This window comes from Streptomyces sp. NPDC003032, from assembly GCF_053591415.1.
In genome coordinates this window covers 84,809-102,068 of the sequence record NZ_JBSFTT010000004.1, presented here as the reverse complement: position 1 = coordinate 102,068, position 17,260 = coordinate 84,809, and the positions used below count along the sequence as shown (strand labels likewise).

The following is a 17,260-nucleotide window of genomic DNA, read 5'->3' as shown; positions in this document are numbered from 1 at the left end:
CCGCACCATGCCGATCCCCAAGGCCGAACTCCACCTCCACATCGAAGGCACCCTCGAACCCGAGCTGGCCTTCGAACTCGCCGCGCGCAACGGCGTCGACCTGCCCTACGCCGACACCGAAGAGCTGCGCAAGGCCTACCTCTTCGACGACCTCCAGTCCTTCCTGGACCTGTACTACGGCCTGATGGCCGTGCTGCGCACCGAGGCCGACTTCGAGGAACTCGCGGACGCCTACCTCACACGCGCCGCCGCCCAGGGCGTACGGCACGCGGAGATCTTCTTCGACCCGCAGGCGCACATGGCGCGCGGCGTCCCCATCGGCACCGTCATCGAGGGCCTGGCCCGCGCGCTGGACCGCGGCGAGGAGCGGCACGGCGTCTCCACCCGGCTCATCATGTGCTTCCTGCGCGACGAGTCCGCCGAGTCCGCGATGGAGACCCTGAGGGCCGCCGAGCCCCACCTCGACCGGATCATCGGCGTCGGCCTCGACTCGGCGGAGGTCGGCCACCCGCCGGCCAAGTTCAAGGAGGTATACGAGGCCGCCGCCGCCCTGGGTCTGCGGCTCGTCGCCCACGCGGGCGAGGAGGGCCCGCCCGCCTACATCACCGAGGCCCTGGACGTGCTGCGCGTCGAGCGCGTCGACCACGGCCTGCGCTGCATGGAGGACCCCGAGCTGGTCGAACGCCTGGTCCGCGAGCGCGTGCCGCTCACCCTGTGCCCGCTCTCCAACGTCCGGCTGCGCGCCATCGACCTCCTCGAGGAGCACCCGCTGGCGCGGATGCTGGACGCCGGGCTGATGTGCACGGTCAACTCCGACGACCCGGCCTACTTCGGCGGATACGTCGACGACACCTTCCACGCCGTGCGCGAGGCGCTCGGCATCGACCAGGAGCGGCTGCGGACCCTGGCGCGGAACTCCTTCGAGGCGGCCTTCCTGGACCGGGACGCGGCGGACGAGGCGCTGCGCGCGAAGTACCTCGCCGAGGTAGAGGCCTATTCGTTCGACTGACGGCGGGTGCCGGGTTACCGTCCCGGTATGGACTCCATCGCGCAGATCTACGGCTGACAGGGCCTCTGTGGCCCCCGCCCGCCCCTCGCCGGGGCCGAGGCGGCGGCCCGCCGTGCCGTCATCCGTAGCTTTCAGCTCTCGTAGCTCTCAGCTCTCGTAGCTTTCTGCATGCGAAGGAACTCTCATGTCATCCCGTCGACTCTCCCGCCGCCGTGCCCATATCGCCATGATCGGCGTTCCGATGGTCAGCCACGTGCTGCCGAGCCTGGAGATCATCCGTGAGCTGGCCGCACGCGGCCACCGCGTGACGTACGCCAACGACCCGGCCGCCGCCGGGCTGATCGAACCCACCGGCGCCGAACTCGTCCCGTACGACTCGACGCTCCCGCACCGCGACAACCTCTGGCCCGACGACCCCATCGAGGCGAGCGCGCTCTTCCTCGACGACGCGATGGCGGTGCTTCCACGGCTCCACGCGGCGTACGACGACGACCCCGCCGACCTGTACCTCTACGACATCGGCGCGTACGTCGCCCGAGCGCTCGCCGAGGCGCAGGAGCGGCCGCTCGTGCAGCTGTCGCCGACCTATGTGGCCTGGGGCGGCTACCAGGAGGACATCGGCGCGCAGCTCGCGCGGCTGCCGGGCGCCGATGTCCTGGAGGCCCGCTTCAAGGACTGGCTCGCCGGGTGCGGAGCCACCACGCTCGACGTCGGGGAGTTCTCCGGCGTCCCGCCGAGGGCCCTCGCCACGATCCCCCGGGCCATGCAGCCGTACGCCGACACCGTCGACCCCCGGATCGACTTCGTCGGGCCCTGCTTCGGGGACCGTGCCAAGCAGGGGAGCTGGACGCGTCCGGAGGGTGCCGAGAAGGTGCTTCTGGTCTCGCTCGGCTCGGCGTACACCAAGCAGCCCGAGTTCTACCGGCAGTGCGTGGGTGCCTTCGGCGATCTGGCGGGGTGGCACGTCGTCCTCCAGATCGGCAAGCACGTCGACCCCGCGGAGCTGGGGAGCCTCCCCTCCAACATCGAGGTCCGCTCCTGGGTGCCGCAGTTGGCCATCCTGGAGCAGGCCGACGCGTTCGTCACCCATGCGGGCATGGGGAGCAGTTCCGAGGGCCTCTTCTGCGGGGTGCCGATGATCGCCGTGCCGCAGGGGGCGGAGCAGCCGATGAACGCCGATCGGCTGGTGGAGCTGGGCGTCGCACATCGGCTGGACACGGCGGACGCCGACGCGGGGGCGCTGCGAGCGGCGTTGCTCGGGCTGACCTCCGACCCCGCCGTTGCCCGTAGGTGTGCGGAGCTGAAGGCGGAGGTCCGGGACGAGGGCGGCACCTCGCGTGCGGCGGATCTGATCGAGGCGGAGCTTTAGCTGACGCGGCGCGGGCGCTGTGCGGGGCATTGACCGTGAACGGTTCGCATACCTAGTCTCCGTTCTCATGTATGGACAGAGCCTGGTCATCACGGACGTCCGACTCACGCCCGTCCTCGTCGCCGATCCGCCGCTGCTCAATACGCAGGGCGTCCATCAGCCCTATACGCCCCGGCTGATCATCGAGGTGGTCACGGCCGGGGGTGCCGTCGGGATCGGGGAGACGTACGGGGACGGGAAGTATCTGGAGATCGCGCGGCCGCTCGCCGGGCGGCTGGTCGGGGGCGCCGTCTCCGATCTGAACCGGCTGTTCACACTGGCGGACGAGATGGCCGTGGACGCCGCGCGGGTCGACGACGCCGTGGACGTCGGAGGGCTGCGCGGCGTGCAGAGCGCCGGCAAGCTGCGGCTCTCCGTCGTCTCCGGGTTCGAGGTGGCGTGCCTGGACGCGCTCGGCAAGGCGCTCGGCCTGCCCGTGCACGCGCTGCTCGGCGGCAAGGTGCGGGACGCCGTGGAGTACAGCGCGTACCTGTTCTACAAGTGGGCCGAGCACCCGGCGGGCCGCGCCCGCGAACCGGACGAGGGCTGGGGCGCCGCACTCGACCCGGCCGGGGTCGTCGCCCAGGCCCGTCTCTTCGTCGAACGCCACGGCTTCGGGTCCTTCAAGCTCAAGGGCGGTGTCTTCCCGCCGGACGAGGAGATCGCCGCGATCCGCGCCCTCGCACAGGCGTTCCCGGGCAGGCCGCTGCGGCTCGACCCCAACGGTGCCTGGTCCGTGGCGACCTCACTGAAGGTCGCGGCCGAACTCGGCGACGTACTGGAGTACCTGGAGGACCCGGCGCTCGGTACGCCCGCCATGGCGGAGGTCGCGGCGGGCACCTCGGTGCCGCTCGCCACGAACATGTGCGTGACGACCTTCGAGGAGATACCGGCGGCCTTCGCAAAGGGCGCCGTGCAGGTGGTGCTCTCCGACCACCACTACTGGGGCGGGCTGCGGCGCACGCGCGAACTGGCCGCGGTCTGCCGGACGTTCGGCGTGGCGGTGTCCATGCACTCCAACACGCATCTGGGCATCAGCCTCGCCGCGATGACACACGTGGCGGCGACCGTGCCCGGACTCGACCACGCCTGTGACTCGCACTACCCCTGGCAGGCCGAGGACGTACTGACCTCACGGCTCCGCTTCGTGGACGGGAGGATCGCCGTCACCGACACCCCCGGGCTCGGCGTCGAGCTCGACCGGGAGAGGCTCGCCGCCCTGCACGCGCGCTGGCTGGACGCGGACTTCCGCGCCATGCGGGAGCGGGACGACGCGGCGGCGATGCGGGTGGCCGACCCGGAGTGGGTGACTCCGGCGGTGCCGCGCTGGTAGCACCCCGCGACCAGCACGTCACGACGAGCACCCCATGACCAGCACCTCGCGACGTGCCGGACCGGGAACCCCGGGCCCGCGCGCGCCTCGTCCGTTACGTTGCCTCCATGGTCGTACCCGTACAGCCCATCGTCGACCCGCTGAAGGCGGCCCGCAGAGCCGGTGATCCGGACTGCGACGTCTACCTCACCGGCACGGTCTTCCTCGACATCATCTTCACCGGCCTCGACTCGGCGCCGGTGCGCGGCACCGAGTCCTGGGCGCGCGGCATGGGGTCGAGCCCCGGAGGCGTCGCCAACATGGCGACCGCGCTCGCCCGGCTCGGCCTGCACACCTCGCTCGCCGCGGCCTTCGGGGACGACCACTACGGGGAGTACTGCTGGGACGCCCTCGAAGGCGGCGAGGGCATCGACCTCACGTCGTCCCGGACCGTGCCCGGCTGGCACACCCCGGTGACGGTCTCCATGGCGTACGAGGGCGAGCGGACCATGGTCAGCCACGGCCACGAGCCGCCGCCGGACGCCGGCGCGCCGGACGGCGGCGCTCCCTCCTGCCCGCCACGCGCGCGTGCCGCCATCGCCTCGCTGACGCCCGGCACGCGCGCCCCCTGGATCGCCCAGGCCGCGCGCAGCGGCACCCGGATCTTCGCCGACGTGGGCTGGGACGACACCGGACAGTGGGACCTCGCCGCCCTCCCCGACCTGCGGCACTGCGAGGCGTTCCTGCCGAACGCGGAAGAGGCGATGCGGTACACGCGTACGTCGTGTCCCAGGGCCGCGGCGCGGGCGCTGACCGAGCATGTCCCGCTGGCCGTGGTGACCCTCGGCGCGGAGGGCGCGTACGCGGTGGACAGGCGGACCGGGGAGACCGCGGAGGTGCCCGCGATCGAGGTGGAGGCGCTCGATCCGACGGGGGCGGGTGACGTCTTCGTGGCGGGCTTCGTCACCGGGACGCTGGCGGGCTGGCCCCTGGCGGACCGGCTGGCCTTCGCCGGGCTCACCGCGGCGCTCTCCGTGCAGGAGTTCGGCGGGTCCCTGTCCGCGCCCGGATGGGCGGAGGTCGGGGGCTGGTGGCGGCGCGTGCGGGAGTTCGACGAACAGGACCCGACGGCGCTGCGGCGCTACAGCTTCCTGGAGGCCCTGCTCCCGGCCGCGAGCCGCCCGTGGCCCTTGAGGCGGGCGGTACCGACGATCGGCTTCCGGTCGGCGTAGTGGCGCCGCAGGGCAACGGCTGAGTCCCCGGCGGAAAAGCCCTACGGCACAGCGGCACCGCCGTCGTACTCTGGAAGCGCAAGGCTTCGCGGCCACCAAGCCCCGCACGAGGAGGATGAGCAGGCCTTCAGAGCCGGCCCATGACTCAGACACCCACAACTCACACCGCCGCACAGGACCAGGCGCGAGCGCACTTCACGGTCCCGGCGAAGCACCCGATGGTGACCGTCCTCGGGTCCGGCGACGCCCTGCTGCGCGTGATCGAGAAGGCCTTCCCGGCGGCCGACATCCACGTCCGGGGCAATGAGATCAGCGCCGTGGGCGTGGCCCACGAAGTCGCCCTCATCCAACGCCTGTTCGACCAGATGATGCTGGTGCTCCGCACCGGTCAGCCGATGACGGAGGACGCAGTGGAACGCTCGATCGCCATGCTCAGGGCGGACGAGAACGGCGGCGGTGGCCAGGAGACCCCCGCCGAGGTCCTCACGCAGAACATCCTCTCGTCCCGCGGCCGCACCATCCGCCCCAAGACGCTGAACCAGAAGCGGTACGTCGACGCGATCGACCAGCACACCATCGTCTTCGGGATCGGCCCGGCCGGCACGGGCAAGACGTACCTGGCCATGGCCAAGGCCGTCCAGGCGCTCCAGTCCAAGCAGGTCAACCGCATCATCCTGACCCGGCCCGCGGTCGAGGCGGGCGAACGGCTCGGCTTCCTGCCGGGCACCCTGTACGAGAAGATCGACCCGTACCTGCGCCCGCTCTACGACGCCCTGCACGACATGCTCGACCCCGACTCGATCCCGCGCCTGATGGCGGCGGGCACGATCGAGGTGGCGCCGCTCGCGTACATGCGTGGCCGCACGCTCAACGACGCGTTCATCATTCTCGACGAGGCGCAGAACACCAGCGCCGAGCAGATGAAGATGTTCCTCACCCGCCTCGGCTTCGACTCGAAGATCGTCATCACCGGTGACGTCACCCAGGTCGACCTGCCCGGCGGCACCAAGAGCGGTCTGCGGGAGGTGCAGAAGATCCTGGAGGGCGTGGAGGACATCCACTTCTCGCGGCTCACCTCCCACGATGTCGTACGGCACAAGCTGGTCGGCCGTATCGTCGACGCGTACGAGCAGCACGACAGCCGCGACGGGAAGTAGACCAGCACCACCATGTCGATCGACGTCAACAACGAATCCGGAACCGAGGTCGACGAGCAGGCGATCCTCGACATCGCCCGCCACGCCCTCGCGCGGATGCGCATCCACCCGCTCTCCGAGCTGTCGGTGATCGTCGTGGACGCCGACGCCATGGAGCAGCTGCACATCCAGTGGATGGACCTGCCGGGGCCCACGGACGTCATGTCCTTCCCGATGGACGAGCTGAGGCCGCCCTCGAAGGACGACGAGGAGCCCCCGCAGGGCCTCCTCGGTGACATCGTGCTCTGCCCGGAGGTCGCCTCCCAGCAGGGCAAGGACGCGCCGACGCAGCACTCCATGGACGAGGAGCTCCAGCTCCTGACCGTCCACGGGGTGCTGCACCTGCTCGGGTACGACCACGAGGAGCCCGACGAGAAGGCCGAGATGTTCGGCCTCCAGGCAGCCATCGTCGACGGCTGGCGCGCCGAGAAGGGCCTGACCGGCCCCTCTCCCGCGCCGACCGTCTCGTAGCGCCGTGAGCCTCCAGCTGATCGCGGGCGCCGTCGCCCTCGTCGTCGTGGCCTGGCTCGCGGCCTGCGCCGAGGCGGGCATCGCCCGGGTCTCCAGCTTCCGCGCGGAGGAGGCCGTCCGCGCGGGGCGGCGCGGCAGCGCGAAGCTCGCGCAGGTCGCCGCCGACCCCACCCGCTATCTCAACGTGGCGCTGCTCGTGCGCGTGGCGTGCGAGATGGCGGCGGCGTCCCTGGTGACGTACGCCTGCCTGAAGGAGTTCGACAAGACCTGGGAGGCCCTCGCCCTCGCCATCGGCGTGATGGTCCTCGTCAGCTATGTCGCCGTCGGCGTCTCACCGCGCACCATCGGCCGCCAGCACCCGCTGAACACCGCGACCGCGGCGGCGTACGTCCTGCTCCCGCTGGCCCGCGTCATGGGCCCGATCCCGCCCCTGCTGATCCTCATCGGCAACGCGCTCACGCCGGGCAAGGGCTTCCGGCGCGGCCCGTTCGCCTCCGAGGCGGAACTGCGCGCGATGGTCGACCTCGCCGAGAAGGAGTCCCTGATCGAGGACGACGAGCGCCGCATGGTGCACTCGGTCTTCGAGCTGGGCGACACGCTGGTGCGTGAGGTGATGGTGCCCCGCACCGACCTGGTCGCCATCGAACGCTTCAAGACGATCCGCCAGGCCCTCACCCTCGCGCTGCGCTCCGGCTTCTCGCGCATACCCGTGACGGGGGAGAGCGAGGACGACATCGTGGGCATGGTCTATCTGAAGGACCTGGCCCGCAGGACGCACATCAACCGCGACAGCGAGTCCGAACTGGTCTCGACCGCGATGCGCCCGGCGACGTTCGTGCCCGACACGAAGAACGCGGGCGATCTGCTGCGCGAGATGCAGCAGGAGCGCAATCACGTGGCCGTGGTCATCGACGAGTACGGCGGCACGGCCGGCATCGTCACCATCGAGGACATCCTGGAGGAGATCGTCGGCGAGATCACCGACGAGTACGACCGTGAGCTGCCGCCCGTGGAGGAGCTGGTGGACGGCTGCTACCGCGTGACGGCCCGGCTCGACATCGGTGACCTCGGGGAGCTGTTCGGGTTCGACGAGTTCGACGACGAGGACGTCGAGACGGTCGGCGGCCTGCTCGCCAAGCAGCTGGGCCGCGTCCCGATCGCGGGGGCCTCGGCGGTCGTGCCGCTGCCGGACGGCCGCGAGCTGACGCTCACCGCGGAGTCCGCCGCCGGCCGCCGGAACAAGATCGTGACGGTGCTCGTGGAGCCGGTCGCGTCCGAGAGCGCGCACAAGGAGGGGGAGCCCGGGTGACACCCGAGGAACTGCGGACGTTCTGCCTGTCCTTCAACGACGCGGTGGAGGACTTCCCCTTCACACCGGAGACCTCGGTCTTCAAGGTGGCCGGAAAGATGTTCGCGCTCTCGGCCCTCGGCGGACGCCCGCTCACCGTCAACCTCAAGTGCGAGCCGGACCTGGCGGTGCAGCTGCGGGCCGCGCACCCGGAGATCGTGCCGGGCTGGCACATGAACAAGCGCCACTGGAACACCGTCACGGCTGACGGTGACCTCCCCGACGAGCAGCTCAGGGAACTCATCGAGGACTCGTACGACCTGGTGGTCGCGGGGCTCCCGCGGGCACAGCGGCTGCGGCTCGACCGGCCCTGAGGCGGGGGCTTTCGGACTGCATTCCGGCCGCGGGTCGTCGGTGGCCGGCCGCGCGGTTCCCCGCGCTCCTGACGGGGCGCGGGAGGCGTCACCTTCGGGGACGTAGGCCGATGGCGGTCAGGGTCGCGGTCGCCAGAACGACCGCCGCGTCGATCGCGAGGACCGTCCGGGTGCCCGCGAGGAGGTCCGGCGTGGTCGTCGCGAGGACGCCGAGCAGGGGGATGCCGATCGTGATGCCCACCTGCTGCGTCGAGGTGACCAGGCCCGTCGCCAGACCCTGCTCCCCGTCGGGGACCCCCGAGGTGACCGTCACGCCGTACGCGACGATGGCGCCCAGGTGGAACATGCTCGCCACCGACACCGCCGCCGTGGCGAGGTACACCGACCGGCCGCCCTCGCCGATTCCAAGCAGCGCCGCCACGAACACGCCCTGGCCGAGCAGCCCGCCGACCAGCGTGCGGTGCGCCCCGAAGCGGCCGATGACCTTCGGCGCGTACGCCCCGGCGACCACCGACAGGACGCCCTGCACACCGAAGACCATGCCCGTCTCGAAGGCCGAAAGGCGCAGGACCTCCTGGAGGTAGAGGGTCAGCACGAAGACGACCGTCGTCATCATCGAGAAGGTGACCAGGCCGGCCACGTTGCCCCACGCCACCGTGCGGCTCCGCAGCATGGGCAGCGAGACCAGCGGAGCCGCGGCACGCGACTCGACGTATCCGAACGCCGCGAGCAGCAGGACGCCCGTCGCCAGCGTGACGATGACGTCGGTGCCGCCGAAGCCGCGCTCGGCGGCTGTCGACAGGGCGTAGATCAGGGCGAGCAGTCCGCCGGTGACCGTCACGGCCCCCGGGAGATCCAGGCGCCGGCGGTCCGGGGTGCGGGACTCCCGCAGCAGGCCGGGCGCCAACGGCAGCACGAGCAGCGCGAAGAGGGTCAGCAGGCCCATCGTGGAGCGCCAGCCGAAGGTGTCGGTCAGTACGCCGCCGAGCACCATGCCGACCGTGAAGCCGAGCGAGAGCAGCGTGCCGGAGATGCCGAGCGCCCGGTCGCGCTGCGGGCCCTCGGGGAAGGTCGTGGTCAGCAGGGACATGCCGGTCGGCACGATGGCCGCCGCGCCCACGCCTTGCAGCGCCCGCCCGGTCAGGAACGACGCCGGATCCCACGCGAACGTGGCGAGCAGTGAGGACAGACCGAAGAGCGCGAGCCCGGCGAGGAACAGTCCGCGCCGCCCGAACAGGTCGCCCATCCTGCCGAAGAGGAGGAGGAAGCCGCCCGAGGGCAGCGCGAAGGCGGTGACCGCCCACTGGAGCGCTGAGTGGCTCATGCCCAGGTCGGCGCCGAGCACCGGCAGCGCCACGTTCAGCACGGAGAAGTCCAGCGCGACCATGAACTGCGCGGCGCACAGGATGAAGAGGACGAGCTTGTCGCGGGGAGAGAGCTTGGGGTTGTGGGGGCGCGGCGCCGGGGGAGCGGCCTGGAGGGAGGAAGCGGGTGAGCTGTCGATCGCCATGGTCATGAGCGTGCGGCGGCCGGAACAGACGTGGGGAGCGGGTACTTATGCTGGTGGCCGGAACACCAGTCAGGGCTTGGGGGAGCACCACACATGTCATCAGCGTCGGTCGCGGACACCTGGGACACCTCGAACACTCCGGGTGCCTCCAAGGCGCGCAGGCTCGGGGAGCTGAGGGAGTTCCTGATGAGCCGCCGCGCGAGGGTCACCCCCGCGGAGGTGGGTCTTCCGGGCGGCGGGGGGCGTCGGCGCACGCCCGGTCTGCGCCGCGAGGAGGTCGCCGTGCTCGCCGGCGTCGGGGCGTCCTGGTACCAGTGGCTGGAGCAGGGCCGCGACATCTCCGTGTCGCCGCAGGTCCTGGACTCCGTGGCGCGCGTCCTCAAGCTGAACGGCGCCGAGCGGCGCCATCTGTACGTGCTCGCCGGGCTCAACCCACCCCCGCCCGAGGCCGAGCGGGACGGCCGGGACATGTGCGAGGGGCTGCACCGGCTCATCGACGCGTGGATGCCGTACCCCGCGCACATCATGGACGCGTACTGGAACTGCGTCATGTGCAACGACGCGGCCGTGTCCGTGCTCGGTATGGGCTCGGAGACCTCCGAGAACTGTCTGCTCACCTTCTTCGCCGACTCCCTCTACCGTGCCCGCGCGAGCAGCTGGGAGCGCAACGCGCCGCAGCTGGTGGCGATGTACCGGGCCGCGTGCTCGGACCACCCCGAGGACGACGGCTTCGCCGCGGTGATCGCCGAGGCGAAGGCGTTGAGCGCGGAGTTCACCGAGCTGTGGGAGCGGCGGGACGTCAGGCCCGCCGGGCAGGTCACCAAGGAGATCGAGCATCCGGTCGCGGGCGCCCTGTTCCTGGAGTCGACGCAGCTGAAGGTGCCCGCCAGGCCCGACCTCACGGTCGTACTGCACACACCGCTGCCGCACGCCGAGGCCGACACGGCGGCCAAGCTGGCGTGGCTGGCCTCGGCGGAGGGGCGGCGCGAGGCGATCCGCTCCGTCGCGGGGTGACTCCGGGCCCGGGTGCGGTGCTCTTTATGCTCGTGCCATGACTCAGAGCACCGGCAGCGCAGACAGCACCGACCTCGGTCCCGAGGACCGGAAGATCGTCACCCTCGCCCGTTCGTCCCGGGCCCGTAACGGCGTGCCCGAGGGGGCGGCCGTGCGGGACGAGACGGGGCGTACGTATGTGGCGGGGACGGTGGAGCTGGAGTCGCTGAAGCTGTCCGCGCTGCGGACCGCCGTGGCGATGGCCGTCGCCTCGGGGGCCGAGTCGCTTGAGGCGGCGGCCGTCGTCTCCGGGGCGCAGGCGCTGCCCGCGGAGGATCTCGCCGCCGTGCGGGATCTCGGCGGGGCCGGTACGCCGGTCCTCCTGGCGGGTCCCGACGGGGAGGTACGGGAGCGGCTCGCGGCGGGCTGAGAGTGGCGGGCCGAGAGCGGTTTCGGCGGCCCCGGGGGCAGCGCGGTGCGGCGGGGGTCGCGGGATCAGGGACAATGGGCGCCATGAGCGTTCGTACCCCGTCATCAGCCGAGCCGTCCGAGGCCGCCCACCGCGCCGGCTTCGCCTGCTTCGTCGGCCGCCCCAACGCGGGCAAGTCCACCCTCACGAACGCTCTGGTCGGCAAGAAGGTGGCGATCACCGCCGACCAGCCGCAGACCACGCGGCACACCGTGCGCGGCATCGTGCACCGCCCCGACGCGCAGCTGATCCTGGTGGACACCCCGGGGCTCCACAAGCCGCGCACGCTGCTCGGTGAGCGTCTGAACGACATCGTGCGCACCACGTGGGCCGAGGTCGACGTCATCGGCTTCTGCCTGCCGGCGAACGAGAAGCTCGGCCCCGGTGACCGGTTCATCGCCAAGGAACTGGCCTCCATCAAGAAGACGCCGAAGATCGCGATCGTCACGAAGACCGACCTCGTCGACAGCAAGACCCTCGCCGAGCAGCTCATCGCGATCGACCAGCTCGGCAAGGAGCTGGGCTTCGAGTGGGCCGAGATCATCCCGGTCTCGGCGGTCGGGGACCAGCAGGTCGGCCTGCTCGCCGATCTGATCGTCCCCCTCCTGCCCGAGGGCCCCGCGCTCTACCCCGAGGGCGACCTCACGGACGAGCCCGAGCAGGTCATGGTCGCCGAGCTGATCCGCGAGGCCGCGCTCGAAGGCGTACGGGACGAGCTGCCGCACTCCATCGCCGTCGTGGTCGAGGAGATGCTGCCGCGCGAGGACCGGCCCGCCGACAAGCCGCTGCTTGACATCCACGCGTTCGTCTACATCGAGCGGCCCAGCCAGAAGGGCATCATCATCGGCCCCAAGGGCAAGCGGCTCAAGGACGTCGGCATCAAGTCCCGCAAGCAGATCGAGGCCCTTCTCGGTACGCCCGTCTTCCTGGACCTGCACGTCAAGGTCGCCAAGGACTGGCAGCGCGACCCGAGGCAGCTGCGCAAGCTCGGCTTCTAGGCCCAACCCGGCCCGGCCCCGGCGGTGTCGCCGAGGGCGGCGGATCGCAGCGGTGGACCCCCGTCCCGTCGCTGCGCCCCGCCGCCCCCGACCCCGGGACCCCGGCCCCGCTGCCTTCGCAACCGCACCGGACGCTCCCGCATTCCCGTACGGGCATGCGAGTCCGTGCGAGTGCAGCATAACGCCGTTATGGCCATAACGGCGTTATGCTGCCCTGGTGTCCACCGGCAAACGAGAACCGGCCGATGTCCGCCGCCGTCTCCTGGACGAGGCCGCACGCGTCCTCGCGGAGCAGGGTCCCGCCGCGCTGAGCGCCCGGCGCCTGGTCAAAGAGGTCGGGGCGTCGACGATGGCCGTCTACACCCACTTCGGTTCGATGCCCGGCCTCGTGCGCCAGGTGATGCGCGAGGGCTTCGAACGCCTCAGCGCGCGGGTCCGCGACGTGGAGCGCGCCACCGACCCCGTCGCCGAACTCGCCGGACTGTGCCGCGTCTACCAGGAGTTCGCACGCGCCGAGACCGATGTGTACGCCGTGATGTTCGGCGGCTCCGTACTCGCCGGGTTCGAACTGTCCGACGAGGACCGGCGGATCGGTACGTTCATGCTGCGCTTCCCGCGCGACGCGATCCGCCGCTGCGTCGAGGCGGGCCGCTTCCGCGCCGACGCCGACCCGGATCTGCTGGTGCGCCAGCTCTTCGCTTCCATGCACGGGCTGGCCCAACTGGCGCGCGCCGGCTACCTCATGGGCGAGTACACGCCGGACGACGTGCTCGCCGGAACGCTGCGGGACTTCGCCGTGGCGGCAGGGGACGCGCCGTCCGAGGCCGCCGCGTCCGTCGCCGCGGGGCTCACTCCACGCCCTTGATCCGCCGCACGAGGAACGCTCCCGCGAGGCCGATCACCGCCGCCGCCAGATAGAGCACGCGGTAGCCGCCGAGGTGCGTGACGACGGGCGCCGCGAGCGCCGGGGCGGCCACCTGGGGCAGGGAGTTGGCGATGTTGATGACGCCGAGGTCCTTGCCGCGGTCCATGGCCTTCGGCAGGACGTCCGTCATCAGCGCGAAGTCCACCGACGTGAAGACGCCGAAGCCGACGCCGAGCACCGCCGCCGCGACGATGGCGCCCGGCCAGGTCTGCCAGAGGGCGAGCAGCCCCGTCGCCACCGCCATCAGCGTGCCCGCCCACATCACGAAGGGCTTGCGGCGGCCCACCCGGTCCGACCAGGCGCCGCCCACCACGACGGTGGCGAGCATCGTCGCGCCGTTCACCGCGGTCAGGATCAGCACACCGCCCTCCGGGTCCGCGTGGTGCAGGCGGTCCCGGAGGAAGTACAGGAGATAGAGCAGCACCACGGAGTTGCTGACGTTGATCAGGAAGCGGGTCAGCCAGGCCCACCCCAGGTCGGGGTGGCGGCGCGGGCTGAGCCAGAAGCCGGTCAGGAAGGCCCGCCGGTTCCACGGCGGGCGGTCGGCGGCCGCCAGGCGCAGATCCCGATGGCGTACGACATAGGGCAGCACGCCCGCCACCGTGAAGACGGCGCACGCCGCGTACCCCGCGACCGTGCCGCCCGCCACCGTCGCGAGCCCCGTCCCGACGACCACGCCGAGCAGCTGCGCCGCCCCGAGCCAGCCGCCGACCGAACCCCGCTGGAGGCGCGGCACCCGGTCCGGCACGGCGGCGGTGACCGCGGCGAACGCGGCGTTCAGGGTGAGCTGGACCAGGCACCAGCCCGCCGCCATCCCCCACACGGAGTCCGCCGCCGAGAGGAGCAGGAGCGCGGCGGCGCCCGTCGCCGTGCCCGCCACGATCCACGGGGTGCGCCGGCCCCAGCGGGACGTCGTACGGTCCGACACCGCGCCGAAGAGGGGGTTCGCGATGAGCGAGACGACCGCGCCCGCGCCCGTCACCCAGGCGAGCACCGTCTCCTTCGACGTGCCCGCCGGGGCGAGATCCTCGGCCTGGAGGGCGAGCAGGATCTGAAGGGGGCCGTACCAGCCGACCCAGATCGCGCCGTTGGCCACCGACAGCGAGCCGACCCAGCCCCGGCCGACCCGCTCGGTGGGCTCCCGCAGCGCGGTGGCGGTCATGCGCGCCGCGCCCGCAGGGCCTCGCGCAGCCAGTGGTAGGACGCCTTCGGGGTGCGTTCGAGCGTGGCGTGGTCGACGTGGACGAGGCCGAAGCGCTGCCGGTAGCCCTCCGCCCACTCGAAGTTGTCCATCAGCGACCAGACGAAGTAGCCGCGTACGTCCACCCCCGCCTCCAACGCCCGCAGCAGGGCCCGCAGATGGCCGTCCAGGTAGGTGATCCGCTCCTGGTCGTCGAGGCCCTCGTACGAGCAGCCGTTCTCGGTGACGACGAGCGGCGGGAGGCGGTCGCCGTAGCGGTCGCGGAAGGAGGTCAGCAGTTCGGTGAGGGCGTCGGGGACGACGGGCCAGCCGAAGTCCGTGACCGGGTATCCCTCGATCTCCCCGGGTGAGAAGGGGAGTTCGGGCGGGAGCGTGAGGCCCGAGAACTCGGTGGTGTGCGGGAGCGGGGCGCCCACCTTCGTCGGCTGGTAGAAGTTGATCCCGTACCAGTCGAGGGGCTCGGAGATGACCTTCAGGTCCGCGTCGAGGTCGTCCGTCGGCATCGACTCCCCGCGGCCTTCCGGATACTGGCCGAGGAGCAGCGGGTCGGCGAAGAGGCGGTTGAGGAGTACGTCGTAGAAGTCGGCGGCGGCCGTGTCCTCCTCGGCGGCCGACGCGGGCCAGGTCGGGCCGTGCGAGTTGGCGATGCCGATGTCCCGCGCCCCGGCCGCGCGCAGCGCCCGTACCGCGAGGCCGTGCGCGAGGAGCTGGTGGTGGGCGACCGGCAGCGCGTCGAAGAGGAGCCGCTGTCCGGGGGCGTGCCGGCCGAGCGCGTGGCCGAGCAGGGTGTGTTCCGCGGGCTCGTTGAGGGTGATCCACTTCGGGACGCGGTCGCCTATGCGGGCCGCGACCACGGCCGCGTACTCGGCGAAGCGCTCGGCGGTGTCGCGGTTCAGCCAGCCGCCCGCCTCCTGCACGGCCAGCGGGGTGTCCCAGTGGAAGAGGGTGGGGACGGGGCGCACGCCCGCCGCGCACAGCTCGTCCACGAGGCGGTCGTAGAAGTCCAGGCCCGCCGCGCTCACCGGGCCCGCGCCGGTGGGCAGCACACGCGGCCAGGAGAGGGAGAAGCGGTAGGCGCCCACGCCCAGCTCACGGATGAGCGCCACGTCCTCGCGGTAGCGGTGGTAGTGGTCGCAGGCGACGGCGGCAGTCGTGCCGTCCTTCACGTTCCCCGGCACGGCCGTGAACGCGTCCCACACCGAGGCGCCGCGCTCGTCGGCGGCGCCCTCGATCTGGTGGGCCGATGTGGAGACGCCCCACAGGAAGTCGCGGGGGAACTGGGATACCGGGCTCGCCGCAGTCGCTGCCATGGGCGGGATCTTCCGTACCGCCGAGTTCGGAAGTCAATGGGCGTGCGCGGAAAACGTGAACAACGCTCAGGTTTCTCGGCTCAGCCGTTCAGGGTCTACGTGCCCTCCTTTCCAGGTCTACGTCCCCTCCTTCAGGACCCGCGAGATCAGCTTCCGCTGCGCCTCGGTCAGCCGCGGGTCGGAGCAGTACACCGTGCGCCCGTCGACGGTCAGCTGGTAGTTGAAGCCGTCCGGCACCCCGATGGGTGGCGTGCCGCGGCCCTCGGCCAAGGCCTGTTCGGCCAGCGCGTGCCATTCGGGGGCATCGGCCAACTGCGAGGTGTCCACCTCGGCGTGCCGGTCGATGCCCGCGAAACCTCCCGTGCGCTTCACCTGGATACGCATGGGTCCTGTCTACTCCACCGCGTGGGCGGCCGGTAGCGCGCCGTCAGCCGTTGGCGGGCACCTTGACCGTCGACCACGCGTCGACGACGGCCTTCAGCTCGTCGCCGTCGCCGTACTTCTGGCGCGCGGCGGCCACCGTCAGCTTCGCGAAGTCCTCGAACGACGCGTCCTGCGCCAGCTCGCCGCCGGTCAGGACGGTGTACCAGATCTGTCCCGCCCGCTCCCACGCATGGCCGCCGAGCGCGTCGGCGACCAGGTGGAACGCGCGGTTGGGGATGCCGGAGTTGATGTGCACGCCGCCGTTGTCGCGGCCCGTCTTCACGAAGTGGTCCATGTCGGCGGGCTGCGGGTCCTTGCCGAGCACGTCGTCGTCGTACGCGGTGCCGGGCTCCTTCATGGAGCGCAGCGCCTTGCCGGTGACGCGCGGGGCGAGCAGACCGGCGCCGATCAGCCAGTCGGCCTCGTGCGCGGTCTGGCCCAGCGTGTACTGCTTGATCAGCGAGCCGAAGACGTCCGCCATCGACTCGTTCAGGGCGCCGGGCTGGCCGAAGTACGTGAGGTTCGCCGTGTACTGCACGACGCCGTGGGTCAGCTCGTGGCCGATGACGTCCACGGGGATGGTGAAGTCCAGGAAGATCTCCTGGTCGCCGTCGCCGAAGACCATCTGCTCGCCGTTCCAGAACGCGTTGCCGTAGTCCTCGCCGTAGTGCACGGTCGCGTCCAGCGGCAGTCCGTTGCCGTCGATGGAGTTGCGCTCGTACGACTTCAGGAACAGTTCGAAGGTCGCGCCGAGCCCCGCGTACGCGCGGTTGACGGTGGCGTCCTTGCCGGGCTTGTCGCCCTCGGCGCGCACCTTGCGGCCCGGGAGCTGCGTACGCTGCTTGGCGTCGTAGACGGTGCGGTGCGGCTTGTCCGCCACGGCCCCCTTGGGCGGGGCCACGCTGGGCGCGCCGATGACGGTCGTCAGGCGGCGGTGGGTGCGCTCGACGGCGTCCCGCTCCAGGGTGCGGCGGGCGGGCACGGCCAGCGCTGGGTCCTGGCTCTGCGCGAGGGTGTCCAGGACGTGGGGCGGCACGATGGTGCAGAAGACGGGCTCGAAGCCCGTCGGGTTGGCGGTCATGGCGGCAATGTGGCACTGGGTCATGCCGCTGTCACTACCTGCCACCATGATTGCTGAAAT

Annotated in this window: 17 protein-coding genes; 12 read left to right on the top strand and 5 right to left on the bottom strand. The window is 71.6% G+C overall.

Features of this window, described 5'->3' with window-relative positions; translation table 11 throughout:
• Positions 1-7 precede the first annotated feature (7 nt).
• From ACWDZ7_RS07170 to ACWDZ7_RS07135, 8 genes are all read left to right on the top strand, one after another.
• Entirely contained in the window at positions 8-1,009 is a 1,002-nt protein-coding gene (locus tag ACWDZ7_RS07170; protein ID WP_451795548.1) for an adenosine deaminase, read from the top strand.
• Between the two features lie 184 nt (positions 1,010-1,193).
• On the top strand, positions 1,194-2,378 hold the full coding sequence (locus tag ACWDZ7_RS07165) for a macrolide family glycosyltransferase (protein ID WP_451795547.1): 1,185 nt from the start codon (positions 1,194-1,196) through the stop codon (positions 2,376-2,378).
• A gap of 67 nt (positions 2,379-2,445) precedes the next feature.
• Complete coding sequence (locus ACWDZ7_RS07160) at positions 2,446-3,750, top strand: glucarate dehydratase family protein (protein WP_451795546.1); 1,305 nt, start codon at positions 2,446-2,448, stop codon at positions 3,748-3,750.
• A gap of 107 nt (positions 3,751-3,857) precedes the next feature.
• On the top strand, positions 3,858-4,961 hold the full coding sequence (locus ACWDZ7_RS07155) for a carbohydrate kinase family protein (RefSeq protein ID WP_451513100.1): 1,104 nt from the start codon (positions 3,858-3,860) through the stop codon (positions 4,959-4,961).
• Between the two features lie 140 nt (positions 4,962-5,101).
• Positions 5,102-6,118, top strand: coding sequence for a PhoH family protein (locus ACWDZ7_RS07150; RefSeq protein WP_451795544.1), 1,017 nt, complete (start codon positions 5,102-5,104; stop codon positions 6,116-6,118).
• 12 nt (positions 6,119-6,130) lie between these two features.
• Positions 6,131-6,628 (top strand): rRNA maturation RNase YbeY, encoded by a 498-nt coding sequence (gene ybeY / locus ACWDZ7_RS07145; protein WP_451795542.1) that lies wholly within the window; start codon positions 6,131-6,133, stop codon positions 6,626-6,628.
• Positions 6,629-6,632: 4 nt separating this feature from the next.
• Positions 6,633-7,937 carry a hemolysin family protein gene (locus ACWDZ7_RS07140; RefSeq protein WP_451795540.1) on the top strand — a complete coding sequence of 435 codons (1,305 nt, stop codon included), beginning with the start codon at positions 6,633-6,635 and terminating at the stop codon, positions 7,935-7,937.
• A complete protein-coding gene (locus tag ACWDZ7_RS07135; protein ID WP_451795538.1) occupies positions 7,934-8,290 on the top strand; it encodes an MmcQ/YjbR family DNA-binding protein in 357 nt (118 codons plus the stop codon). The genes ACWDZ7_RS07140 and ACWDZ7_RS07135 overlap by 4 nt, the downstream gene beginning before the upstream one ends.
• A gap of 88 nt (positions 8,291-8,378) precedes the next feature.
• On the opposite strand, the gene ACWDZ7_RS07130 is transcribed toward ACWDZ7_RS07135, so the two are convergent.
• On the bottom strand, positions 8,379-9,800 hold the full coding sequence (locus ACWDZ7_RS07130; RefSeq protein WP_451795536.1) for an MFS transporter: 1,422 nt from the start codon (positions 9,798-9,800) through the stop codon (positions 8,379-8,381).
• Between the two features lie 93 nt (positions 9,801-9,893).
• On the opposite strand from ACWDZ7_RS07130, the gene ACWDZ7_RS07125 reads away from it, so the two are divergent.
• The 4 genes from ACWDZ7_RS07125 (at position 9,894) to ACWDZ7_RS07110 (ending at position 13,125) form a co-directional block, all read left to right on the top strand.
• Positions 9,894-10,814, top strand: coding sequence for a helix-turn-helix transcriptional regulator (locus ACWDZ7_RS07125; RefSeq protein WP_451795534.1), 921 nt, complete (start codon positions 9,894-9,896; stop codon positions 10,812-10,814).
• 37 nt (positions 10,815-10,851) lie between these two features.
• Entirely contained in the window at positions 10,852-11,223 is a 372-nt protein-coding gene (locus tag ACWDZ7_RS07120) for a cytidine deaminase (RefSeq protein ID WP_451795532.1), read from the top strand.
• A 74-nt stretch (positions 11,224-11,297) separates the two neighbouring features.
• On the top strand, positions 11,298-12,260 hold the full coding sequence (gene era / locus ACWDZ7_RS07115) for a GTPase Era (RefSeq protein WP_451795530.1): 963 nt from the start codon (positions 11,298-11,300) through the stop codon (positions 12,258-12,260).
• A 217-nt stretch (positions 12,261-12,477) separates the two neighbouring features.
• A complete protein-coding gene (locus ACWDZ7_RS07110; RefSeq protein WP_451795528.1) occupies positions 12,478-13,125 on the top strand; it encodes a TetR/AcrR family transcriptional regulator in 648 nt (215 codons plus the stop codon).
• Here ACWDZ7_RS07110 and ACWDZ7_RS07105 read toward each other — a convergent pair.
• From ACWDZ7_RS07105 to ACWDZ7_RS07090, 4 genes are all read right to left on the bottom strand, one after another.
• Positions 13,109-14,347, bottom strand: coding sequence for an MFS transporter (locus ACWDZ7_RS07105; protein ID WP_451795526.1), 1,239 nt, complete (start codon positions 14,345-14,347; stop codon positions 13,109-13,111). The two genes, ACWDZ7_RS07110 and ACWDZ7_RS07105, sit on opposite strands and share 17 nt — an antisense overlap.
• Positions 14,344-15,696 carry a GH1 family beta-glucosidase gene (locus ACWDZ7_RS07100; RefSeq protein ID WP_451795524.1) on the bottom strand — a complete coding sequence of 451 codons (1,353 nt, stop codon included), beginning with the start codon at positions 15,694-15,696 and terminating at the stop codon, positions 14,344-14,346. Before ACWDZ7_RS07100 ends, ACWDZ7_RS07105 begins: the two co-directional genes overlap by 4 nt.
• 117 nt (positions 15,697-15,813) lie before the next feature.
• Positions 15,814-16,080: a protealysin inhibitor emfourin gene (locus tag ACWDZ7_RS07095; RefSeq protein WP_451795522.1), complete on the bottom strand. Its 267-nt coding sequence runs from the start codon at positions 16,078-16,080 to the stop codon at positions 15,814-15,816.
• 43 nt (positions 16,081-16,123) lie between these two features.
• Positions 16,124-17,200 (bottom strand): M4 family metallopeptidase, encoded by a 1,077-nt coding sequence (locus ACWDZ7_RS07090; RefSeq protein WP_451795520.1) that lies wholly within the window; start codon positions 17,198-17,200, stop codon positions 16,124-16,126.
• Positions 17,201-17,260 lie beyond the last annotated feature (60 nt).

What these genes read in the sequence shown, in the direction of transcription:
- ACWDZ7_RS07105 (WP_451795526.1), bottom strand. Translation starts at nt 14,347, where the DNA reads ATGACCGCCACCGCGCTGCGGGAGCCCACCGAGCGGGTCGGCCGGGGC.
- ACWDZ7_RS07170 (WP_451795548.1), top strand. Translation starts at nt 8, where the DNA reads ATGCCGATCCCCAAGGCCGAACTCCACCTCCACATCGAAGGCACCCTC.
- ACWDZ7_RS07125 (WP_451795534.1), top strand. Translation starts at nt 9,894, where the DNA reads ATGTCATCAGCGTCGGTCGCGGACACCTGGGACACCTCGAACACTCCG.
- ACWDZ7_RS07155 (WP_451513100.1), top strand. Translation starts at nt 3,858, where the DNA reads ATGGTCGTACCCGTACAGCCCATCGTCGACCCGCTGAAGGCGGCCCGC.
- ACWDZ7_RS07150 (WP_451795544.1), top strand. Translation starts at nt 5,102, where the DNA reads ATGACTCAGACACCCACAACTCACACCGCCGCACAGGACCAGGCGCGA.
- ACWDZ7_RS07095 (WP_451795522.1), bottom strand. Translation starts at nt 16,080, where the DNA reads ATGCGTATCCAGGTGAAGCGCACGGGAGGTTTCGCGGGCATCGACCGG.
- ACWDZ7_RS07100 (WP_451795524.1), bottom strand. Translation starts at nt 15,696, where the DNA reads ATGGCAGCGACTGCGGCGAGCCCGGTATCCCAGTTCCCCCGCGACTTC.
- ACWDZ7_RS07090 (WP_451795520.1), bottom strand. Translation starts at nt 17,200, where the DNA reads ATGACCGCCAACCCGACGGGCTTCGAGCCCGTCTTCTGCACCATCGTG.
- ACWDZ7_RS07120 (WP_451795532.1), top strand. Translation starts at nt 10,852, where the DNA reads ATGACTCAGAGCACCGGCAGCGCAGACAGCACCGACCTCGGTCCCGAG.
- ybeY (WP_451795542.1), top strand. Translation starts at nt 6,131, where the DNA reads ATGTCGATCGACGTCAACAACGAATCCGGAACCGAGGTCGACGAGCAG.
- era (WP_451795530.1), top strand. Translation starts at nt 11,298, where the DNA reads ATGGGCGCCATGAGCGTTCGTACCCCGTCATCAGCCGAGCCGTCCGAG.
- ACWDZ7_RS07165 (WP_451795547.1), top strand. Translation starts at nt 1,194, where the DNA reads ATGTCATCCCGTCGACTCTCCCGCCGCCGTGCCCATATCGCCATGATC.
- ACWDZ7_RS07160 (WP_451795546.1), top strand. Translation starts at nt 2,446, where the DNA reads ATGTATGGACAGAGCCTGGTCATCACGGACGTCCGACTCACGCCCGTC.
- ACWDZ7_RS07130 (WP_451795536.1), bottom strand. Translation starts at nt 9,800, where the DNA reads ATGGCGATCGACAGCTCACCCGCTTCCTCCCTCCAGGCCGCTCCCCCG.